Origin of the sequence: Pseudomonas sp., assembly GCF_049645325.1 — a bacterium.
Classification (GTDB): Bacteria; Pseudomonadota; Gammaproteobacteria; order Pseudomonadales; family Pseudomonadaceae; genus Aquipseudomonas.
This window is the reverse complement of sequence record NZ_JBARTQ010000644.1, coordinates 1-22349: the sequence shown is the minus strand read 5'-3', so window position 1 is coordinate 22349 and position 22349 is coordinate 1. Positions and strand designations below refer to the sequence as shown.

At 63.6% G+C, this 22349-nt stretch carries 17 protein-coding genes and 1 pseudogene; 6 read left to right on the top strand and 12 right to left on the bottom strand.

Translation table 11 applies throughout. The annotated features are described in order from the left end of the window. Nucleotides 1-106: 106 nt before the first annotated feature. The 3 genes from WBB95_RS27650 (at nt 107) to phnX (ending at nt 3202) form a co-directional block, all read left to right on the top strand. Nucleotides 107-1402: an MFS transporter gene (locus WBB95_RS27650; protein WP_424490459.1), complete on the top strand. Its 1296-nt coding sequence runs from the start codon at nt 107-109 to the stop codon at nt 1400-1402. Between the two features lie 20 nt (nt 1403-1422). Further along, on the top strand, nt 1423-2295 hold the full coding sequence (locus WBB95_RS27645) for a LysR substrate-binding domain-containing protein (RefSeq protein ID WP_424490458.1): 873 nt from the start codon (nt 1423-1425) through the stop codon (nt 2293-2295). 79 nt (nt 2296-2374) lie between these two features. Continuing rightward, nucleotides 2375-3202 (top strand): phosphonoacetaldehyde hydrolase, encoded by an 828-nt coding sequence (phnX, locus tag WBB95_RS27640; RefSeq protein WP_424490457.1) that lies wholly within the window; start codon nt 2375-2377, stop codon nt 3200-3202. Between the two features lie 23 nt (nt 3203-3225). On the opposite strand, the pseudogene WBB95_RS27635 reads toward phnX, so the two are convergent. The 4 genes and pseudogenes from WBB95_RS27635 to WBB95_RS27620 form a co-directional block, all read right to left on the bottom strand. Then, nucleotides 3226-3522, bottom strand: a pseudogene (locus tag WBB95_RS27635) (LysR substrate-binding domain-containing protein); the annotation flags it as partial. A gap of 34 nt (nt 3523-3556) precedes the next feature. After that, on the bottom strand, nt 3557-4792 hold the full coding sequence (locus tag WBB95_RS27630; RefSeq protein WP_424490456.1) for an OprD family porin: 1236 nt from the start codon (nt 4790-4792) through the stop codon (nt 3557-3559). Between the two features lie 4 nt (nt 4793-4796). Then, a complete protein-coding gene (locus WBB95_RS27625) occupies nt 4797-5276 on the bottom strand; it encodes a DMT family transporter (RefSeq protein ID WP_424490455.1) in 480 nt (159 codons plus the stop codon). A 12-nt stretch (nt 5277-5288) separates the two neighbouring features. Next, a complete protein-coding gene (locus WBB95_RS27620) occupies nt 5289-6692 on the bottom strand; it encodes an amidohydrolase family protein (RefSeq protein WP_424490454.1) in 1404 nt (467 codons plus the stop codon). Nucleotides 6693-6805: 113 nt separating this feature from the next. Between WBB95_RS27620 and WBB95_RS27615 the strand changes: the two genes are divergently transcribed. Further along, nucleotides 6806-7705, top strand: a complete 900-nt coding sequence (locus WBB95_RS27615) for a LysR family transcriptional regulator (protein ID WP_424490453.1) — start codon at nt 6806-6808, stop codon at nt 7703-7705. Here WBB95_RS27615 and WBB95_RS27610 read toward each other — a convergent pair. Then, a complete protein-coding gene (locus WBB95_RS27610; RefSeq protein ID WP_424490452.1) occupies nt 7682-8866 on the bottom strand; it encodes an MFS transporter in 1185 nt (394 codons plus the stop codon). The two genes, WBB95_RS27615 and WBB95_RS27610, sit on opposite strands and share 24 nt — an antisense overlap. Next, the gene (locus WBB95_RS27605) at nt 8863-9885 is read right to left on the bottom strand and encodes a zinc-dependent alcohol dehydrogenase family protein (protein WP_424490451.1); all 1023 of its coding nucleotides are present in this window, start codon (nt 9883-9885) and stop codon (nt 8863-8865) included. Before WBB95_RS27605 ends, WBB95_RS27610 begins: the two co-directional genes overlap by 4 nt. A 149-nt stretch (nt 9886-10034) precedes the next feature. Between WBB95_RS27605 and WBB95_RS27600 the strand changes: the two genes are divergently transcribed. After that, the gene (locus WBB95_RS27600; protein ID WP_424490450.1) at nt 10035-10922 is read left to right on the top strand and encodes a LysR family transcriptional regulator; all 888 of its coding nucleotides are present in this window, start codon (nt 10035-10037) and stop codon (nt 10920-10922) included. A 7-nt stretch (nt 10923-10929) separates the two neighbouring features. On the opposite strand, the gene WBB95_RS27595 is transcribed toward WBB95_RS27600, so the two are convergent. After that, a complete protein-coding gene (locus WBB95_RS27595; RefSeq protein ID WP_424490449.1) occupies nt 10930-11427 on the bottom strand; it encodes a flavodoxin family protein in 498 nt (165 codons plus the stop codon). Between the two features lie 173 nt (nt 11428-11600). Between WBB95_RS27595 and WBB95_RS27590 the strand changes: the two genes are divergently transcribed. Further along, nucleotides 11601-12206: a TetR/AcrR family transcriptional regulator gene (locus WBB95_RS27590; RefSeq protein WP_424490448.1), complete on the top strand. Its 606-nt coding sequence runs from the start codon at nt 11601-11603 to the stop codon at nt 12204-12206. On the opposite strand, the gene WBB95_RS27585 is transcribed toward WBB95_RS27590, so the two are convergent. The 5 genes from WBB95_RS27585 to WBB95_RS27565 form a co-directional block, all read right to left on the bottom strand. After that, nucleotides 12134-13999: a peptide transporter gene (locus WBB95_RS27585; protein ID WP_424490447.1), complete on the bottom strand. Its 1866-nt coding sequence runs from the start codon at nt 13997-13999 to the stop codon at nt 12134-12136. The two genes, WBB95_RS27590 and WBB95_RS27585, sit on opposite strands and share 73 nt — an antisense overlap. Then, a complete protein-coding gene (locus tag WBB95_RS27580; protein WP_424490446.1) occupies nt 13996-17826 on the bottom strand; it encodes a beta strand repeat-containing protein in 3831 nt (1276 codons plus the stop codon). Before WBB95_RS27580 ends, WBB95_RS27585 begins: the two co-directional genes overlap by 4 nt. A 10-nt stretch (nt 17827-17836) precedes the next feature. Next, a complete protein-coding gene (locus tag WBB95_RS27575; RefSeq protein ID WP_424490445.1) occupies nt 17837-20866 on the bottom strand; it encodes a porin in 3030 nt (1009 codons plus the stop codon). Between the two features lie 58 nt (nt 20867-20924). After that, complete coding sequence (locus WBB95_RS27570; RefSeq protein ID WP_424490444.1) at nt 20925-21989, bottom strand: hypothetical protein; 1065 nt, start codon at nt 21987-21989, stop codon at nt 20925-20927. Nucleotides 21990-22088: 99 nt separating this feature from the next. Next, the coding region (locus WBB95_RS27565) for an NAD(P)-dependent oxidoreductase (protein WP_424490443.1) at nt 22089-22349 on the bottom strand (261 nt) is incomplete at its 5' end.

Sequence of the window (22349 nt, the reverse complement as noted above, 5' to 3'; positions counted from 1 at the left end):
CGCTGCGCCCCGTACCGCCAGCCGCGACGATTTCCTGCCGCACCTGCGCAAGCGTGCACCCGCCGACGCCTATCGACGGGAACGAACAATAAAAAAGGAAAAGATCATGAACCGTGCCCAAGCCTTGCCTGGCCTCACCGTGCATACCGCGTCCTTTCGAGTGGCCCAGTGGCGAATGCTGCTGGCAGCGATGTTCTGCTACCTGTTTTTCTACACCGGCCGACAAACCTTCGGTTTCGCCATCCCAGGCATCCAGGCCGAGTTCGGCCTGAGCAAGGAAACCCTTGGCTGGGCGTCGGCCGCCATGCTCTGGGCCTATGCCATCGGCCAGGCCATCAACGGCAACCTGGCCGACAAGTTCGGCGGCCGGCGCATCATGACCCTCGGCGCGGTGCTGTCGTGCGCCGCCAACTGGGTGACCAGTTTTGCCGGCGGCTTCGCCAGCCTGATCCTGCCGTGGGGCATCAACGGTTATTTCCAGGCGCTGGGCTGGGCACCGGGCAGCCGCCTGATCTCCAACTGGTGGAGCGCCGGCGAGCGCGGCAAGGTCTATGGCTTCTACGTGTTTGCCGCCGGGTGCGCCTCGATCCTGTCTTACGTGATGTCGATTGTGGTGCTCGAAGTGCTGCAACTGGAATGGCGCTGGATATTCCGCCTGCCGGTGCTGCTGATGCTCGCCGGCGGCATCATCTTTTACCTGGTGGCGCGTGAACGGCCGCAGGACATGGGCTTCGAACCGCTCGCCGACACCGGCGTGGCGAATGCCGAAGACAGGAACCATGAGGTCGCCCACGGCGAAGTCGAGACCTCGGTGCAGCGCTACAAAGCGGTGCTGAAAAATGCTCGCCTGATCATCGCGGCCGTGTCCCTGGGGTTTCAGAACGCTGCGCGTTACGGCTTGATTGTGTGGGTGCCGGTGCACTTCCTGGGCGCCAACTGGAAAACCGGCGACAGCCTGGTCGACCCGAAATGGATCACCGTCGCCCTGCCCGTCGGCATGGCGATCGGCGCTCTGAGCAACGGCTGGGTTTCCGACAAGCTGTTCGGTTCCAAACGCTACCTGGCGATCATGCTCTACATGGTTCTCGGCGCCGCCACCAGCCTGTGGATGTGGGTGTTGCCGACCCACAGCGCCATCGGCCTGGTCGCGTTGTTTCTGTGCGGGTTCTTCGTGTATGGGCCAGCGTCGAGTTTCTGGGCGCTGTGCCCGGACCTGGTCGGTGCCAAGCGCGCCGGGACCGCCACCGGTGTGATGAACTTCTCGTCCTACCTGTTCGCCGGGCTGGCGGAACCGCTGATCGGCAGTATGCTCGACAGTACCGGCAACACGTCGCTGATCTTTCTCGTGGTGACGACTGCCTGCCTGAGCAGTGCGGCGGTCGCGCTGTTCATCCGACGCTGATCCAGCAACAGGACCTCTTCATGTACCAGTACCACAAGTGGCTGCGTTCCTTTCATGCGGTGGCGAAGACCGGCAGTTTCACCCTCGCCGCCGAGTTCCTGAGCGTCGGCCAGCCGACGGTCAGCGAGCAGGTCAATGCCCTGGAAAGGAAGTTCAGCGTGGAGTTGTTCCATCGGCGCGGCCGCTATATCGAAATGAGCGCCGCCGGCCACCAACTGTATGCGATCACCCAGGGCCTGTTCGGGCAAGAGGATGAAGCCGTGCAATTGCTGCAGAGTTTTAAGCAACGCAAGCTCGGGATGCTGCGCCTGGGCGCGGTGTCGCCGCCGATTGCGATGAACCTGACGTACGAGTTGATGCAGCGCCATCCGGACATCGAACTGGAGACCTCGTTCTCCCCGGAAAAAGAGACCCTGGACCGGCTGTTCAATTTTGACATCGACGTGGCGATCCTGGCGCTGTCCGAATTCGACCAGCGCTTCGACACGCAGCTGTATCACCGCTACCCAATCATTGCGGTGGTGCGCGACGACCATCCCTGGGCCAGCCAGAAAGAGGTGCATGTGGAGCAGATCAGCCAGGAAAAATGGGTGATGCGCGAAAAAAGCTCACGCACCCGTCAACTGGTTGAAGAAAGCTGCAAGCGCCTGGGCGTCGCGTTGAACTGCGTGATGCAGCTCAACAGCCGCGAAGCCATCGTGCACGCCATCGCCAAGGGCATCGGCATCGGCTTTGTATCGGCCGTCGAATACGCCGAAACCCCAGGCACCACGCCGATCACCTTTGTGAATCACCCGTTTTCGATTGATTACCACCTGTGTTGCCTGGGCATTCGTCGAAACCGGCCGATGATCGCAGAACTGTTTGACTCAAGCCCAACGCCGACCCACTGACAACTTTCAACCACCGACAGGCCTACCCTGCGCACGCGAAGGGGACGGCCCCCCTGTACCCGAAAACTGGAGATTGACCATGCATTACCAACAACCGACTCAACTGCAAGCCGTCGTCCTCGACTGGGCGGGCACCGTCGTCGATTTCGGCTCGTTCGCCCCCACCCAAATCTTTGTCGAAGCGTTCGCCGAATTTGGCGTGGCCGTGTCGCTTGAGGAAGCGCGCGGCCCGATGGGCATGGGCAAGTGGGACCACATCCGCACGCTGTGCAACCAGCCGCAGATTGCCGAGCGTTACCGCGCGGTGTTTGAGCGCCTGCCCACCGACGAGGACGTCACCGCTTTGTATGAACGCTTCATGCCGCTGCAAATCGAGAAGATTGCACTGCACTCTGCCGTGATCCCCGGCGCCCTGGAAGCGATTGCGGCACTGCGCGACAAAGGCCTGAAAGTCGGTTCGTGCTCCGGCTATCCGAAGGTGGTCATGGCCAAAGTGGTGGAGCTGGCTCGGCACAACGGCTACGTCGCCGACCATGTGGTGGCCACCGATGAAGTGCCCAATGGGCGCCCGCACCCGGCGCAAGCCTTGGCCAACGTGATCGCGCTGGGTATCAGCGACGTTGCGGCCTGCGTCAAGGTCGATGACACCTGGCCGGGCATTCTCGAAGGGCGCAGCGCGGGCATGTGGACCGTCGCGCTGACCTGTTCCGGGAATGCGCTGGGCCTGACCTATGAGCAATTCAAGGCACTGCCGGCTGAGAAGCTTGCCGAGGAACGCACGCGTATCGGGCAGATGTTCGAAGGTTCACGCCCGCATTACCTGATCGACACGATTGTGGATCTGCCGGCGGTGATTGACGACATCAATGCACGGCTCAAGCGCGGGGAAACGCCTCAGGGCAGCTGACCTGTGCGGGGGCACGCCTGGCGTCAGGCTGTGCCCCACTCCTGCCGATGCGCCAACAGGAAATCCACGAAGGCCCGCGCCCGATGCGGCAGATACCGGCCATGGGGATACAGCAAGGTAAACGGCCGCGAGCGGCCGCCAAACGGTTGCAACACTTGCACCAGGCTGCCGTCCGCCAGTGCCTGCTCGACAATGAATTTGTACGTCTGAAACAACCCCGCCCCATGCTTGGCCAGGGTCACGCCGCCCAACACATCGTCAGAACAGCTGTACCCCGCCTCGCCCGCGAACTCCTGCGCCTTGCCGTCCACCTGAAACAACGAACGAGACGCTGATGATCCAGCTCAATTGGCCTCACCACAACAGCCGTGTGTAAGTAATCAACACACGAACCTCGTCTGCATCGCGACTGAAAGAAGAACGGTACGTCGCATCACGAACGCGCAGGGCCAGGTTCTTGAAGCTGCCGCGCTGGATGACGTACTTCACCTCGGTGTCTCGCTCCCACTCCTGGCCGGGGCCGGGCATTGCGCTGACCCGGGCGTCATCGCCGCGCACGTAGCGGCTCATGACCGTCAGCCCCGGCATGCCCAAAGCCTCGAAATTCACGTCGTAGCGCGCCTGCCAGGATCGCTCGCCGGCCTCGGCGAAATCGCCGATCTGCGAGAAGTTGATCAAGTACGCGTCACTCCCCTCCACGTAGGGGAACGCAGTGCGCCCGGCCATGCGTTGGTAGCCGACGCTGAACGCCTGTGCGCCCCGGGCATACCCGAGCATGCCGCTGAACGCCTGGTTATCAATCGGCCCGCCTCGCGCTGCGCCCTGGTCGGTGCTGGAAAAAAACCGCAGGTCGGCGCTCAGCTTTCCCGCGCCCCAAGGCTGGGACGCGACCAAGCCGGCAAACTGCTGGCTGTAGACATCACTCAACTGCGCGTAGTGATAGCTGAACGTCAGCTGCTCATTCAGCCTGCGGTCAAACCCGGCCAGGCTCAGGTGATTGCCGGGGGCATTGCGGGTAAACCGGTTGTTCTTGTTGTTGAGGGTGATGTCCTCGTAGCCCGTGTCGTTACGCGCCTTGGCTTGTTGCAATTGCCCAACGCTGACCAGCGTTTCGGCCACGGCGTGGGACGTCAGCAGTGCGCCCTGGAAAGACTGCGGCAGGATCATCCCGTCATTCGGGCGCAAGGTCGGCAACGCCGGAATCAGCGCGCCGACCTTCAACTCAGTGGTTGCCACGCTGACCTTCGCTGTCACACCGAGCTTGCCGTACTGCGCAGCGGCGCGCCCATCGCCGCGCACCGGCAGCAGGCCACTGCCGGCGCGGTCGGGGCTCGAATCGAGGCGCGCACCGAACATGCCGAGCAGGTCAACGCCAAAGCCGACAACACCCGGCGTATAGCCCGACTCGAACTTGAGCATCAACCCTTGTGCCCACTCATCGCGCCGGGATTGCTGCGGGCCATCGCGAAAATCCCGATTGAAGTACACATTGCGCGTGTCAACCGTGGCGTGGGAATCGCTGAAAAAATCCGCGTGGGCCACGGTGCTGAACCCTGCGAACACCAGCGCGCCGAACCGAAGCTTGTTCATCGGCTCACACCCCACGCGGCAACAGGCTGACCAGGCGCTCACCAAACAGGGTCACGCCCACCCCGAGCACCACCACCGACGCGCCGATCATTTTGATCGAGGCCACGGGCCGCACCACCGCACCGAGCCAGCCGAAGTGGTCGATGGCCAGCGACGACAGCAATTGCCCGGCGATCACCAACACCAACAGGTTGGCCAAGCCAATGCGCGGCGCCAGCCACACGGTGCAAAAAATCGCCGCTGCCCCCAACACCCCGCCCACCAGGCGCCAGCCCGGTTGGCTGGGGATCACGCTGAGGGCATCACTCAAGCCGCCCCGCAAGAACGCCATCACGCCCAACAGCAGCATGCCGGTGAAGAACGAGTAGAACGCCGCCGCGAGGGTGTTGCCGGTCATGGCCCCCGCCAACTGGCTATTGACCGCCGCTTGCACCGCTATCGCAATGCCGGCCAGGAAGGCCAGCGCAAAAGACATAAGGGCCATGACCGTCACCTCTCACAGCGCAGGCAGTGGGCTGAAATGTTCGGCGAACGGGTCCGGGCGATAGCCGGCGGCGCTGAACAGGTGCTCGCGGGACTCTTCGGTCGCACGCTCGAGTTGCTCGCGGTCCACACCCAGCACCACGCCGCCGCGTTTGCGCAGGCGACCGGCAATAATCACCGTGTCGATGTCGCCGCGTTCGGCCGCGTGCACCACGGTGCCCAAGGCATTATTCGAGGGGTAGACACCGAGGTTGTCGGTGCGAATCAGCACGATGTCGGCTTGCTTGCCCGGTGTAAGGCTGCCGATTTTCGCGTCCAGGCCGGCACACGCGGCGCCATCCAGGGTGGCGGCCTTGAGCAGTTGCCGGGCGTTGACCAGCGCGGGCGCCGACGCCTGGCCGTGGAAACGTGCGCTATGGGCTGCTGCGCGTTGCAGGTAAAACGCCACGCGCATTTCGCCAAACATATCGCCGCCGTAGCTGCTTTCGTTATCCACGCTCAAGCCCGGGTGCATGCCGTGGTCTACGGCTTTCTGCCAGGCGAATACGCCGTCTTCCAGCCCGTAGTGGGCGTCGGAGCGCGGGCACACATTGACCTTCACCCCGGCGTCGCGCAGTACCGACCAGCCGCGATCGGGCAGGCAGGGGCAGTGGTTGAAGATATTGTCCGGGCCGAGCAAGCCTTCTTCATGCAACGCGTCCAGCTCAACCGCCATGCCCGCCCCAAAGAACTCGGTAACGATGCTCAGGCCCAACTCACGCGCGACCGCCCATTGTTCGCGGTCGATCTGCGCCATCATTGCCAGGCTCACCAGGGCGTCGGGGTCGGTGGCGTATTTGCCTTTCAGGCGCCGCAGGTCCTGGGGCCATTGGTCGGTTTCCCAGGTGCCGGAAAGTGGCGCACCCGGCGCGTGCACGGCGCGGATGCCCGCGTCCTGCAAGGCCTCAATGGCCGCGTCAGAGTGCGCGCCGCTCCGGGCGTTGTGGGAGTTGTCGATGATGGTGGTGATGCCGGCGTTGATGCAGCCGAGCGCCGTCAGCATGTTGCCGACGTACATGTCCTGGGGCCGGTAATACTTGGCGAACGAGAAGTGCGTGGCGTTGCAGTAGTCTTCCAGGCTGGGCGAGTCCGGGTTGATCCGGCGCAGCTGGCCTTCCCACGCATGCCGGTGAGTGTCGACCATGCCGGGCATCACGATCATGCCCTTGGCGTCGATGATCTGGGCGCCCTCGGCGTCGAGGTGCTGGCCGACAGCTATGATGTGAGTACCGCGCACCAGCACGTCGCCTTCGGCGAAATTGCCCAGCGCATCGTCCATGGTCAGCACGCTGCCACCGCGGATCAGCAGCAAGCGCTGATCATCGGGCAGTGGCGCCAAGGCCGTGTTCAACAGGTCAAAACGGGTGGGGAACGACATGGGGTGAACTCCTCGGGCCAGGGCAACATTGCCGCATGCCTGAATTGTCCAACCCGCGGGGTTTATTTAGAATATCGAAACATCTTCAAACATTATGAAGGAGCGCATACACAATGCGCAGTCAGGATTTCCCCCACCTCAAGGCATTTTTCAGCGTGGCCCAGGCGCGCAATTTCTCGCGGGCGGCGCAGTCACTCGGGGTTTCGCCCTCGGCGTTGAGCCAGACCATCAAGGGCCTGGAAGAACGCCTGGGGGTGCGCTTGCTCAATCGCACCACGCGCAGTGTGTCCACCACCGAGGCAGGCACCCAGTTGGCCGAACGCCTGCGGGTGATTTTCGATGACCTGGACGACGCCCTGGAAGCGCTCAACCACTACCGCGACACGCCCACCGGCACCCTGCGTATCTGCGCGCCCCAGGTGGCGATGCTGCATTTCATTCAGCCGATCCTGCCGGCGTTTCAAGCGGCGTACCCGGACATTCAGCTGGAGCTGACCAACGACGACAGCACCACCGACATCGTCGCCCAGGGCTACGACGCGGCGATTCGCCTCGGTGAGTTCATCGAACAGGACATGATCGCCCTCAAGCTCAGTGAGCCGCTGACGCAAATCGCGATTGCCTCACCCGCCTACCTGCAGCAACGCAGCACGCCGCAAACCCCGGCCGACCTTTTGCAACACAGTTGTGTGAACTGGCGGCGGTCGGGCGAAAGCGGGCTGTACAAGTGGCGTTTTTTCAACGACGGCACGCCGTTTGAGCTGAGCGTCAAGGGCTCGCTGGTGGTGAGTGATTGCGCAGTGGCGCTGCAATCGGCGGTGGACGGCCTGGGCATTACCGTGTGGATTCGCGAATGGCTCAAGGCCGAGCTGGACAGCGGCACCCTGGTGCCGCTGCTGGAAGCGTGGTCCACCCCCTTCCCCAGCTTTTACCTGTACTACCCGAGCAACCGGCAAATGTCGTCGGCGCTGCAGGTGTTCATCGCGGCCTTACGCCAAGGCCATGCCGGTTGACCGGCGCGGCCCGTACAACACGGCCTTGACCACGATGACCAGCAACGACAACCCGGCAAACAGCAGCCCGCAGACGAGGGTGCCGGGCAAGCCGAAGTGGTCGATAAACACCCCGCCGATCCACGACCCCAGGGCAATCCCCGCGTTGGCCGCCGACACGTACAAGCTGGTCGCAAACGACTGTGCCTGCGGCGCCGTCTCGGCCAGCCACATCTGCGAGATGACCATGCCGCTGGTGTGGATCGCGCCCCACAGCACCACGATCACCGCCATCGAACCCACCGACACGCTGCCCACGTTGTACAACACCAGGTAGGCGACACTCAGCAGCACCGGAAACAGCACCACGGTGCTGACCAGGTGACTGCCCAACGCCCGCCCCGCCAGCAAATTGCCCAACACACCGCCAACCCCAAAGATCACCAGCATCAGGCTGATGGTTGCGGCGCTCATGCCGGTCTCGCTGCGCAGGTACTCGGCCGCGTAGCTGTACACCGCAAACTTGCTGGTGAAGATCAGCACCGTGGCGACAATCGCCAACCACACCGCCGGGCTTTTCAGGATCGACAGTTGGCTGGCAAAACTCTGCGGCAAGGTCACCTGGCGTGGCAGCCTCAGCAGCAAACCAAGGCCGGCGAGCAAGGTCGCCACGGCGCAAAACAGGATCGAGGCCTCATAGGAAAACCGCCCCGCTACCCACGCCGTGATCGGCACACCAAATACCAGGCCCAAGGTGGTGCCGATAAACGCCACGGTGGTTGCATGCGTGGCGCGCTCCCTGGGGTACAACGACACCGCTGCGGCAAACGCCGCCGAGAAAAACACCGGGTGCAGCATCGCCGGCACCACCCGCAAGGCCATCAACGTCGAGTACGTGGGCGCATACGCTGACAACACGCTGCACAGCGAGAAGCACAGCAAGGCGCCGACCAGCACGTGCTTGCGATCAAAACGCGAAAACACCAGCACCAGAAACGGCCCGCACAGCGCGACGACCAGGGCAAACAGGCTCATCAACAAGCCGGCCTGCGCCACACTGACCGCAAAGCGCTCGACGATCATCGGCAAGATGCCGACCACACCCAGCTCCAGGGTGTAGAGCCCGAACAGGCCGAGAATGATGAACGGCATCACGCTCATGGGTTTGATCGGCGCGCTCATTGGGTCAGGTCCACCACCACTTTGCCGAAGGCGCCACGGTTCAGGTGCGCGAACGCTTCAGGCACCTGATCAAAGGCGTAGGTCGCATCGATCACCGGTTTGATGCCGTGGTGGTCGATCATGCGCACCAGGTCTTCCAGCGCACGGCGCGGGCCGACCGCCACCGCGACAATCGACGCGCGACTGCCGAGCAACGGCATGATCGGCGTGCGCAGTTCATCGGACTCCAGCAGGCCGATAATCGACACGCGACCGCCCGGCACGACCGCCTGCAGCGAGCGCCCGAGGTTATCGCCACCGGCCATTTCCAGGACGTGGTCGGCGCCCCGGCCATCAGTCAGGGCCAACACCGCGGTGTGCCAATACGGCGTGGTGGTGCGGTTGATGCCATGGCTGGCACCGAGCGCGATGGCCCGGGCGATCTTCTCGTCGCTGCTGCTGGTGACGATCACGTTCGCCCCACTGGCCGCCGCGAGTTGCACGGCAAACAGCGAAACCCCACCGGTGCCCTGCACCACCACGGTTTGCCCGGCGTGCAAATGCCCCAGTTCGATCAGCGCCATCCAGGCCGTGAGGGCGGCAATCGGCAAGGTGCTGGCCTCGACCGCCGTGAGGTGCTTCGGCGCCCGGACGCACCAGTCCGCCGGCGTGGCGACGTACTCGGCGAGCATGCCCTGGATCGGCCCGCCTTGCGTCGGCATCTGCGCCCAGGTCTGCGGATTGCCGTCGATCCAGTTGGTAATGTAGGTGGAGATCACCCGGTCACCGACGGCAAAGCGCGTCGTGCCTTCTCCGACCGCAACCACCGTGCCGGCCATATCGGACGCCGGGGTGAAAGGGAACGCCAGTGCGGCGGTCATGCCGTTTTCAACCACTTGGGTATCGCGGTAGTTGAGGGAAACGGCGTCGACCTTGAGCAGCACCTCCCCGTAACCTGGGGTTGGCAGCGCGCGGGTGGCGAGCTGGAGGTTTTCCAGGCCAAACGCGGAAATTTCCCAACGGTGCATTGAATCAGACATGGCGGCGATCTCAGTGGGGGGACAGTAGCGCCGATGATAGAAGCCGAATCCGCCGGGAATAAGTGGGTGACCACTCCTTTATCTGCGGACGTTCTGGTCCGCAATGGCGTAAGGTAGTGCCTTCCCCCTGCCCGCCTGCGAGCGTGACCTTGGACAGTTTGAATGCATTGACCATCTTCGTGTCCGTGGCCGAGACGCGCAGCTTCGTGGCCACCGGTCGCTTGATGGGTGTGTCGTCCTCGGCCATCGGTAAAAGTATTGCGCGCCTGGAACAGCGCTTCGGCGTGCGGCTGTTCAACCGCAGCACCCGCAGTATTACGCTGACCGATGAAGGCGAGCGTTTTCTGCAGCGCAGCCTGCGTATTCTTGGTGAGATCGAAGCGGCCGAAATGGAGTTTTCGCAGACCAGCAGCACACCCCAAGGCCGCCTGAAAATCAGCTTGCCATTGGTCAGCGAGCCGTTTTTGCCGGTGTTGGCGCGCTTCAAGATCGCCTACCCGAGCGTGGACCTGGACCTGACGTTTGATGACCGTCGAGTCGACGTGATTGAAGAAGGCTACGACGCGGTGATTCGTGCCGGTGACGTGCCGGACTCCAGCCTGACCTCGCGGCTGCTGGGGCGCTACACAATGATGGTGGTGGGGTCGCCGGCCTACTTCCAGCGCCATGGCGTGCCGCAACAACCGGTCGATCTACTGCGCCATGCGTGCATACAGTTCCGCTTTCCGAACACCGGAAAACTGCAAGCCTGGCCGTTGCGCGGCGAGCACGCAGACATCGACTTGCCCACCTCGATGGTCTGCAACAACCTGGAAGCGCGCATCTGCTTTGCCGTGCAGGGCATCGGCATTGCCTACCTGCCGGACTTCGCGATCCGAAACGCGCTGGACGCCAACGATCTGGTACAAATTCTCGACGACTGCTCGCGAGGGGAGGACTACCGCATCATGTGGCCTTCGGGTAAACACCCGGCGCTGAAGCTACGGGTGTTTATCGACTACCTCAGGGAGCATCTGTTTCCCGGGCAGCAGCCCTGAACCTCGATCAGGCGCTGAGCTTGAGTCGAGCGGCAATCGTGGCCACGCGCTGGCCGTAAAGCAGTGCGGTCTGGATATCACCTTCGGGAATCGCCGAGGCGTCGGCGTCTGACGGCGCCTGCACGATCAACCCTACCGAGCCGCCGAGGTTGTTGATGTCGTTGCGCGTCGCCGCGAGGGTGTTGGCCGGCAACAGGCCGAGGCTGACCCAGATGCCGCCGTGTTGCGAAGCCAGGGTTTGCAGGCCGATGAGGGTGACTTGTTTGTCACCGCTGAAGCTGGCGCTGACGGTGAAGCCGCCGAAGACCTTGTCTTGCCAGCCGCGGGTAAACCAGTACTTGGCGGTGGCGTCGGAGAACTTCTTGAACTGCCAGGCGCTGGAGCCCATGTAGGTCGGCGTGCCGAAGATGATGCCGTCGGCCGCGTTCAGCAGCGCCCAGCCTGCTTCGGACACGTCACCGTTTTCACTCACCTCCACCAACTCGGCCTGCGCCCCTTCCGCCACGGTGTGCGCCACGCGGCGGGTGTGGCCATAGCCGGAAATACACCACTACTGTGTTGGTCATGTGTTGATGCTCGTCAGGTCGGAATGAGTTTATATACTGACCAGTCGGTTTGACTCGCGTCAAGCACCCGACCTAGACTTATTTCAACTAATTGCATAACCGGAGGCACGACATGGGACGTCCATCACGCAAGGATGAGCTGCTGGCAGCCGGCATCGAGGTGTTGCATCGCCAGGGCTACGCCGGTTCGTCGGTGGACGCCATCGTCGAACACGCGGGCATGCAGAAGGGCTCGTTCTTCGGGCATTTCGGCTCCAAGGAAGCCTTCGCCAGCGAAGCGCTCAACGGTTATTTCAAGGATTGGAGCGCGCATGCGCAGGCAATCATGACCAACCCGGCGCTGACCTCGGTGGAAAAACTCGACGGGCTGATCGGCATTTCCACCCCGGCACGCACCGACGCGTTCCGGTACGGCTGCCTGATCGGCAACCTGGCGGCGGAAATGGCCACGCGGCATGACGAGGTGCGCGAGACCATTGCCCGCCTCCTGCTGGAGTGGGCCGTGCCGTTTGCGCAACTGGTGCGCGAAGGCGTGGCATCCGGCGAGTTCCGCCCAGGGCTGGACCCGGAACCCACCGCGCGTTTCTTGATCAATGCCCTGCAAGGCACGGTGCTGCGCGGCAAGATCGAGCGCTCGCTGGAGCCCTATGACGACTTCGTCGCGCTGGCCCTGGCGCTGCTGCTCAACGACGCCAGCAGCGCCTCGCTCAGGGAGTGAGGCTCACCGCTGAACAACACCTCCAACGGGTGACTGGTTTGCAGGTGCCGGTACAGCGCGCTGCGCCCGGCATAATCCCCGGCCATCCGCACCGCCGCGTCCACGTACGCCTCGTGAGTGCGCGCAATGCTCCAGCCCGGCAACCCCACGCGCCGGAACAGCCCTTCATCGATGTGCTCGAACACCTGCGGGCCGGTCTTGCACACGCCGGGCAGGCCCACGGTAAGGGCGTCGATGATGCCGTTGGTGTTGCCGAACGGAAACGGGCTGAGGAACAGGTCGCAGCCATTCAGCGTGGCCATGTAGTCCGCGTAGGCCTGATGCGGGTACACCGTGGCATCACCGACATAACGTTCGATCAACCGCACCAGTTGCGGAAATAACAACCCTTGCGCCTGCCCGACCAGGAAGTGGAAGCGCACGCGCTTGCCTGAGGTGTGCAACGTACGCACGGCAATCGCCTGGCAGGCGCGCAGGAAGGTCGGGTTGAGCTTCATGGTGGTGGCGGCGACGGCGATATTCACCCAGTCGTTGTCTTCCCGCACGATGCGCGGCAGCTCAACCGCAATGGCCGACGGCCGATACGGCTGACCATTGGCCGGCAATTGCAGCAGGCGCTCGGTGAAGCAGTCGGGGTCGCCGACAAAGTCCGCTTCCACACTGATGCAGTCGATATGCCGTGACGCCGTCGTCGCCGGGTGCCCCAGCGCTGCCACCTGCAAGGGCGCAAAGCGCAGGTTGCTGGCAAACATCGTGACCTGGAACATGCCGACGCTGGGCATGTAGAACACCTCAGGGCGGTGCGCCGTGGCAAACGCGCCGATCTGCCTCAAGCACGCAAACAGGTCATCCGGCTCGGCCAGTTCGATAAATTCGTCGAACACTTCACGCCCCAGGGCATCCACATTGGCCGCGTACCCCATCGCCACCACGTGGAAATCCCGCCGCGCCGCCTGCAGCGTCAGCGAGTGCGTGCGGTAGATCGAGTGCCCACCGGAAAACCATTCCAGCAGCACCAGCATCAGCGGTTTATCCCGAACCGGCGGCGGCCCGACCGGCACGCTATGAATGCCGACGCTGTCGAGCTTGCGTTCGATCAGCGTGTTGATCGACGCCTTGATGCGATGGCGCTGCGCCAGGTCGGCGTAGCTGCAATGCATGTACACGTCATGCAGCACGTTCAGCGGCAGCGTATCCAGGCTGTCCAGTTGTTCGAGGCGCCCCGGCAACCAGGCCAGTAATGCTTCGCGCTTGGAATGCGCTGCGGGCGTGCCGAGGAACCGTGGCGACATCAAGGCCATGAACAGCGCCGCCGCCAGGGTCGGGTTCTGCGCCCACAGCAGTTCCACATCCAGCGGCAGCTGGGATTCCGGCGAATACAGCAGGCAGAATTTCACCAGGTCCTGTTCGGCGATGCGGTAGTCATTGCCGTTCGGCCCGAGCAGGTTCAGCGAGCGCAGGATATGGTCGCAGTTGATAAACGCACTCGCGGCAAACAGCGACGAAAGCCAGCGTTGCAGGTTGATCAATTGGCCAAAACCGCCAGGGCTGAGGGTGAAACCCGGGTCGGAAAACAGCGCGCTGATCGCGCTGGTCAGGCGCGTCAGCACATGGCTTTCCAGCTCTCCCGGCGTGACGGCCGGGGACACGCTGAGGGAAAACTGCTCGGACAACTTGCCGTAGTTGCGGTCGATCAATTGCAGCAGGCGCAGCAGCTCGCGGGCGCCACCTTCATGGTCGCGGGAGTAGCACAGGTATTCGAAGGCTTCGAGGGAGAACACCTGATCGGTCATTGCCCGGCTCCTTGAGCGACTTCGACACTGACCTGGTCTGCCGCGCTGCCCAACGGTGTGAGGTGATAGTCGCCGGTCAGCGGTTTGCGCCAGGTATCAGCGACCATCTGGCTCTGATGGTACTGGCGCGTCGGCTCGCTGCTGACGTCGAGCAAACCGTTATGGATGACGCCGCCCCGATCGATCAGCACCGCGCCGTTGCCCGTGGCACTGATCGACGGGGTGCCGTTGCTCTGACTGAGGTAGTTGCCCGACGGCGTGTCCAGGTCCAGGCGCAGAATGCCGTCGCCCACCTGCAAGGTGTTGGTGCCGTTGTTGAAGCTCAGCGCGGCGCTGCGGGTACTGCGGGCAACGACGGTCAAGTCGGCGCCGCTCGCCAGCGTGTTGAAACCCCGCGCGCTGGTGGCGCCAATCGCCACGCCGGCGCCGCTGCCAAGTGCTGTGCCCTGCACGTTGATATCGCCGCTGCCAGAGAGGATTTTTACGCCGTTGTTCGCGCCCGAAGCGCCGCTTTGAATGCTGATGCCCGCCGCATTGGACGCCGGCCCGGCCGTGCCATTGAGCGACACGTCACCGCTGAGCGTGGAGATCGTCAGCGCACTGCTGCTGCCGGACGGAAAAATATTGATCCCCGATGCCGTGTCGGAACGCCCATTGAGCGAAATCGAGCCACTGCCCGTGGCGCTGAGCGTATTTTGCCCGGTCAGCAGGCCAATGCCATCGCCCGCGCCGCTGGTGCCGTTGAGGGTCAGCGCGCCGTTTTCAACGCTCAACTGCGCCTTGCCGCCGCCATAGACCTCGATGCCGCTACCGAGGTCGCGGGCGTTGCCGGTGAGGGTCACATTGCCGTTGCCGGTGGTTTGTATGATGTTGTTGACGCTAAGAATCGCGATGCCGTGGTCCAGTTCACCGGCATTGGGCGAGTGGAAATTGCCGTTGAGGCTGATGTCACCGCCCTTGGAAGTGATGCGATTACTCGACGTACCGTTGCCAGTGCTGCCGCCGAGGGCGATGGCGTCCGAGGTGCCCACCGAGTCACCGCGCAGGGTGATATCACCCGTGTTGGTGCTGACACTCACGCCTTTGGAATTGCCCGTGGAGTTAAAGAAAATCCCATAGCCGCCAAAGGCGTTGATGCTGTTGCCATTGATCGCAATATCGCCGCTGTCGGTCGCCAGGTTGATCGCCGCGCCCGCCCCTGATGGCGCGATATCCACGCCGCGCCCGGAGGTGCTGGTGCCGTCCAGGGTCAGGTTGCCGCTTTGGGTCGATACGTTGATGGCCGAAAACGCGCCGCCGGCGTCCAGGGAAATCGCCTTGAACGAGCCGGTGGACGTACTCACCACGCTGCTGTTGGCGTTCAAGTGCACATTGCCGCGTGTACTGGTGAGGTTGATCTGCGCGCCCGGTGCCGCCGCTGTGCCGTTGCCGGAGGCGATCAATGCCATTGCCGGCGTGGTACCGCCCGAGGTGGCCCCGGACACGCTGATGTTGCCGTCGGTGGTGAGGTTGATCGCCGACGTTGCCCCCGTGGAGTTGAGCAGCGTGCCGTAGCTGCTGGTGCTACTGCCGTCGAGCACAATATCGCCGCCCTGGGCCGCGTTCAGGTTGACCGCGCCATTGCCCGACGCCGCGAGGAACACCCCGCGCCCACCGCCGCTGCCCTGCACGGTCAACGTGCCGCTGCCCACGCTGAGCGTCTGGGTAGAACTGGCCGCTGTGGAACACACCAGCACCGCCGCACCCGACGCCGCGTTGCCACGCACGGTGAGGTTGCCGCTGCCGGTGGCCGCAAGGGTGTTGCTGGTGCTGAAAATGCGCGTGCCGTTGCCGCTGCCCAGGTTGCTGCTGTCCACCGTGATCGAGCCCGCGCCGGAGGTTTGGAGCGTACTGCCGCCGGTGAGTACAAAGGCATCGCCGGTGCCGCTGGTGCTGGCCTGCAAGGCGCTGATGCTGATCGTGCCGCCGCCCGCATCAAGCGTGCTGCCGCTGATGGTGATCGCAGTGGCTGTGGAGTTCGCCGCCAGGCTCGACGAGGTGGCGCCGCGCAGGGTGATGTCGCCGCCACTGGTGGTCAGCCGCGTGCCGTTGCTCAACGAAATGCCCACGCCGTTGCTGACGTTGGTGCTGGCCCAGGACGTCGCCGGGTTGACCGCGCCGCTGAGGGTCAGGTTGCCGCCGTTAGTGCTGATACTCGCGTTGCTCAGGGCGATCGAGCCGTTGCCGCTGTTATTGAAGTTCGAGACCAGCGACACGTTGAGCGTCTTGCCGGTGCCGTTGATGATGCTGGTATTGGTCATCACGATGTTGCGGTGCGCCTGCAGGGTCAGGGTCGCATTGCCGACACCTTTGACGTTGGACAACACGTTGATATCGCCCGAGGTGCCTGCGCCCGACGAGGTCGTGACGAGTATTTTTGCACCCTCGGAGAGTGAAGCATTGAGTGTCGCCGAACTCAGGTTGGAGCTGGCGCCCGCAGTCGGTGTGAACGGCGAACTGCTCGACGTGCCACTGCTGGCGCCGCTGGTGATGTTGATATTGAACGGGTCGACCAACCACGTCCCGCCCTGCCCCGACACCGCGCTGAGGTCGACGATCCCGGCCACATCCAGCGCATGCCCGGAGGTTTCCACCAGCCCGCCGCGCCCTTGCTTGCCGGCGCCGCGCACGCTGATACCGCCGTAAAACTGCGTGTTGTTCTTGGACCACAGGATCACCTTGCCGCCGTCGCCGCTGCTCAAGGCATTCGCGCTGATGCGCGCATCGCTGCCCATGAAGGTGCTGTCGGCCTGGTGCAGGGCGCTGCTGCCTTGGTAATCACCGCCGAGCAATACCGTACCGCCGCCGAGGTCGCCATCGGCGTCTATGCGGCCGCTGTCAAACACGCCGACGTATTGCCCGGTCAGGGTCACATTACCGCCGCGCTCGCCGGCATTTTTACCCGACACATCGAGCACGCCGCTGTTGACCACCACGCCGCTGTCGCCGCCATCAAGGATGATGCGGCCATTGCGCTGTTGCAGGCTGCGGGCCTCGATCACGCCCTCGTTGTTCACCACATTGCTGAGCATGGCCTGGGAGTCACGGGCGCTCATCGTCACTGCACCGCCCTTGGCGCTGAGCAAGCCACGGTTGATCACGCTCGCGCCGATGGCCGGGTCGTTGACCTCGACATTGATCAGGCCGTCACCGGTGAAATCCAGGGTGATTTTCTCGCCACCACCCAGCACCACCGAGCCGAGGCGCGCGACCACGGTGCCTTCATTGCGCACCTGCGCGCCGAGCAGCGCCACGCTGCCGCCGTCACGCGCGCTGAGCGTGCCCTGGTTGACCACCGCCCCGCCGCTGGGCCCGGCGAACACGTTCTTGCCAGCCATGAAATCGCTGTTGGAAATGTTCAGCGAACTGGCGACCAGCCCGCCCACATCCACCATCGAGCCGGCGCCAAACAGCACGCCCTGTGGGTTGACCAAAAACACCTGGCCGTTGGCGTTCAGGTGCCCGAGGATCTGCGAACCGTCACTGCCGGTGACCCGGTTCAGCGCCACCGATGAGGCGCCGGGTTGCAGGAAATTCACCTGGGCGCCGCTGCCAATATTGAAAGTGTCCCACGTGGTAATAAGGCGGTCGCTGCCCTGATTCACCGTCATCACGTTGCCATTGCTGGCGATGCTGCCGCTGCCGGCGACTACTTGGCCATTGGTGGGTAAAGCGCTGCTGTCCAGGGCCAGCGCAGGCATTGGCGTCAAGCTGTACAGCGCGCAGAGCACGGCGAAACTCAAGGGTTTGAGAACAGGCAGCGCGGTTTGGAATTGTGGTGTGCTCACAGCCTTCTCCTCAGAACGAATAGTTGATGCCAGTGCCGACGGCGCTGATGGTGGTGCCCACGCCGGGCGAGTAGCCGCTGGCCGCCGTGACGCCGGTGAGGGCGAAGTTGTAGTTGGCCAGTGAGTTGTTTTTCAGCAACACGTACTGGCCGAACAAGTCGATGCGCTGGGTCAGTTTGTAGTTGGCGCCGACGGCGTATTGGGTGGCGCCCATGCCGTGGGTGTCGCAGTCGGGTGCGGCGGCGCCGATCATTTCGCACTTGCCCGGCAAGGCCTTGCCGTAGCTGGCTTTCAAGGTCCAGGGGCCGATTTTGTGCGACGCGCCCACCAGGTAGGCACGCCGGCGGTAGCGGGACAGGTCGCTGGAGGTGGTGCTGGTGTTGACCACCCCGTCTTCGGAGTACGACAGGTCATCGGCGATCACCGACAGCTTGGTGTCGCCGAAGTCGTAGGCCAGGCCGTAGCGGAAGCTGAAGTCATCCGAGGAAGTACCGTCAGTGACGTGGGTGCTGCTGCCCAGGCCACGCGCGTTGCGGCCGAGGTCGGCAATCCCGAAGTAGTTGATGTGCCGCTCGGCCGCGATCACGGCCGTGAAGCCGCCATTGTTGTAGCTCAGGCTGCTGCCGTAGACGTACCCCTTGTCCACATCGCTGGCGACGCTCATGCCGTTGTTCGAATACGCCAGCTTGAGCTGCAAGCCGTTCCACACCGGCGTCCAGTATTCCACCACGCCGGCCTGGCGGCGGTTGAACGCCGCATCGCCATTCACAGCGGTGTCGTCGTAGCTTTGCGGGCCGTTGACGTTGGTCGACAACCCGGCGCTGAAACCCGGCGAGCCAATGATGTTGAAGTACGCCGCGCTGGTCTTGCCATTGAACGGGTCGAGGCTGGTGGTGGCTTCTTTCATCGGCATGTCCCACACGCCATACAGCAGCGTGCCGTAATCGGTGTTGTTGAAGGCTGCACCGGTGTTGCGCAACTTGGTGCTGGGCGATGCCGAGGGGTTCACCGACTTGTCGTCGCTCGCGGTGTAGTTCATCGAGATGCCGTATTCCAATTGCCAGAGCAATTTCCAGTCTTCGCTCAGGCCGTAGCCACCGTGCACGCCGATGGCCGAGACGTTATCGCGGGCGCGCCAGAAGCTCGACATGTTGCGCCCGTTAGGCGTGGCCAGGCGGTTCTGATCGGCGGGCGCGGCAGGCGTGGAGCCGTGACGGTCGACGTATTCAGGCACGATGCCGAAGTCGCCGTAGATGACCGTGTCGGTTTCGGCCACTTCGAAGTCTTCACCTTTTGAGCCGAGGTCGCTGGCCAGCCCGGCAAACGCCTGGGGCGAACCGGAAATCGAGAACCACAGCCGCTTGGCGACGCGGTCGTCGCTGGAGGGGTCGGCGCCCGGCGAGAACGCCAGGCTGGCATTCATCACCAGGTCGCGGTGGTAGAGGTTCAGGCCCACGCCGTAGCCGTAGCGCGTGAGGGTGTTTTCGCTGTTGTCCCACGGGTTCTTGTTGACCTTGACCTTGCCCGCATCGGCAAACAGCGTGCCTTCGGCGATGGCGCCCTGGAAGCGGCCGAGGTATTTGCGCAACTCCAGGCGGCCCAGTAAACCTTCGTCGCCGGCCACTTCACCGACCGGGTAGGCACGCACGCCGTTGGGGCCGCCGAGGCTGAGCTTTTCCGAGGAGTCGAGGTTTTTGTTGGCCCATTGCCCGGTCAACGAACCGAACAGCGAGTAACCGCCGCCCAGGTTCTGCAGGCGGCTGAAACTCGCATTGGCTTTCTTGTAGCGCCCGGCGGCGTTGGCCGTGAGCGCATCCAGTGCGGCGTCGGCGGCGGTGTTCTTGTCGAGGTCGCCGAGGCCATAAGACAGGCTCCAGGCGTTGCTGCCTTGCCAGTCATCCCGCCAGTTGCCATACAACGTGGCACTGCGAAATACCGCCGATTTGTTCACGGTAAAACCACCGGCGGAATCTTCGAAACGCCGGTGATCTTCGGCCAGGTTGAGGCTGATATTGCTGTCCCGCGAGCGCAGCAGCGCGCTGTTGATAAACACCGAGGACACCTGCGCGGTGCCGTCGGCGTCCAGGCCCTTGAGGTTCTTGCCGATGTTGTATTCCAGCTCGGCGTAGTTGGCGCCCACCGAGATGCCGGTCGCCCCCAGCGCTTGCTGGTAACCGACGCCCTTGATGTCCAGGCCCTCGAAGGAGTTCTGCGAGGTGACGGTAAAGCTGTCGCCAATGCCCAGCGCATCGTTGAGGCTGACGCTTGAGGTCAGCCGGTTGGCGCCGGTGTAGTAGTTGCCGTAGTTGTCGATGGTCGCGCGGGCGGTGATCGCCGTCATTTCGCTGAGCTTGAGCACGATGTCGGCGGCGCCGGGTTGCTGCGACGGGCGCAGGATCGCGTGCACCGCCACACCGGTGATGTCCGACAGGCGCAACAGCACGCGCTCCAGGTCTTGCTCACGGATAATCGTGCCGGCGGGCAGCGCGTTGACGAACTGCTGCTGCACCCCGGGGCGCAGGCGCACATTCGCATCCGGCAACGCGCTGACCTGGCCGATCACCCCTTCGGAAACAGCGACGATGACCTGGCTGTTTTGAATGTCCTGGGCCGGCAGATACGCCCGCGCCACCAGGTAACCCCGTGCACGGTACAGCGCCGTGACCTGGGCCGCCGCGTCACGCAGGCCATCGAGGTCCAGCGTTTTTCCCACAGCGGGTTGCAACGCGGCTTGCAACTGGGCATCGCTGAGTTCGCGATTGCCCTTCAGCACAAAACGCTTCACCTGCACTTGCAAGGTCGAGGGGCTGGCCGTGGGCGCGGGCTCATCACGTGGGCTGTCGATACGCACGCTGCCGGGCGGCGCCGGTTGCGCGTTATCGGTGGGGCGCAGTACCGAGCGGCTGTTGTCGAACAGCGTGCCGGAGGACGGCAACGTGTCGGCTTGAGCGTGGGCGGCGATCAGGGCAACGGCCAGCAGCGACAATGCGCCAGGCCCCCAGGCGCGCGGCGCCCGGGTGGTGGGGAGAGTTGGGCTCATACAGTTCTCTTATTGTTTTTATCGAGACGCAGCGTTGGGCGATAGCGAGTGCAAATACTTAGGGAAAGAGCATGCGTGCGACGGCTTTGTCACCGAGCAACCGCGCCGCGTTATGGCCGATGCCTGGAATGGTGTGCTGCGGGTGGCGCAGCGGGACTTGCCACTGGGTCGACAGGAACTGCTCATAGCTGACGAAGTTGAGCTGCCGCTCAAGGCGCGTGTTGCCCTGGTAATTGGCGCCGCAGGAGGTGTCCAGTACACGGCTGGTGGGGTTGTTGTCCTGGCCGCCGACCAGGTAGGTGATGTCGCGCGCGGCATAGCGCGCAAACACTTGGCGGTTCGACAGGTGCTGGTTCAGCAGGTACGCGGGGGCGGCGTCGAGCCCGTAGCGATAGCGGCTGTAGCTGGGGCACAGGATGGTCACCACCGGCTTGAACGCACCGCCCTGCAGGCGGTTCTCGTCGAAGTACACGTAGCTCGACGGGCTGGCGACCACGTAGCGAATCGTCAGGCCATGGGCCTTGAGGCCGGCATCCAGGTCATTCATCACCGCGTAGCGCTGCATCAACTGCGCGCCGGCGGAATGGCTGACCATCACGATTTCCTTGAGCGCCGGGTAACGCTGGCGATCAGACAAGTAGCCGACCACATCGTCGAGCACCTGGAACGCCGGAATGCCCTTGCGCCCAAATTGCGATTCGCTGCCGTGCATCCACCGGTCCCGCGGCCACAGCGGCATGTCGTCGCTGACCCCGGAATCCGTCGGCGTGAGGAAGTTCGGCGCGATCAACAGCGTCCTCGCGCTTTGCAGGTGGGCGTTGCCCAGCAGCTTGCGGCCAGTGTTGAAGTACTGGTCAGCGTCGCGTTGCACGCCGTGCACAATCACCACGGCACGTTCGATGGTCTGGGGCGGGTTGTAGAGGTCGGCGTTGGCGTAGACCAGAAACGGATAGGCGCTGCCGTCATGGCCCAGGCGCAGGACCTGGCGGGCATCGGCCTCAGGCTTGTCGACGCTTTCGCTGTGGACGTCGACCTTGGCGCAACTGGTCAACGTACCGATCAAGGCGAGGGAGGCCAAAACGCGGGTGAAGGGTTTCGTGGAGGTGGACAGGCGTATGAACATGACCGGGCACTTCTCTTGTTTTTTTACGAGCCTACCAGTGCTGTCCACCTATGAAAAATATCTAAATAACGGGGTTTTGATACTTTAAAAATATGCTGCTCAGCGCGCGTGTATACGTGCGCTGATCCTCTCCCAGGCCTCGGGGTTCAACAGGTGCGGTGGCCGCTCACCGCGCAGGATCGCCGCGATCTGCGCCGCCGACGAGCGCGCCACATTCCGTCGGCCGCCGTGGGTGACGCCCGCCGTGTGGAAGGTCGCGACCACGTTCGGCAGGCTCATCAGCGGCGCGTTTTGCGCAGGCGGTTCGCAGGCCCACACGTCCAGCCCGGCGCCGCTCAAGTGGCCGTTTTTGAGCGCCTC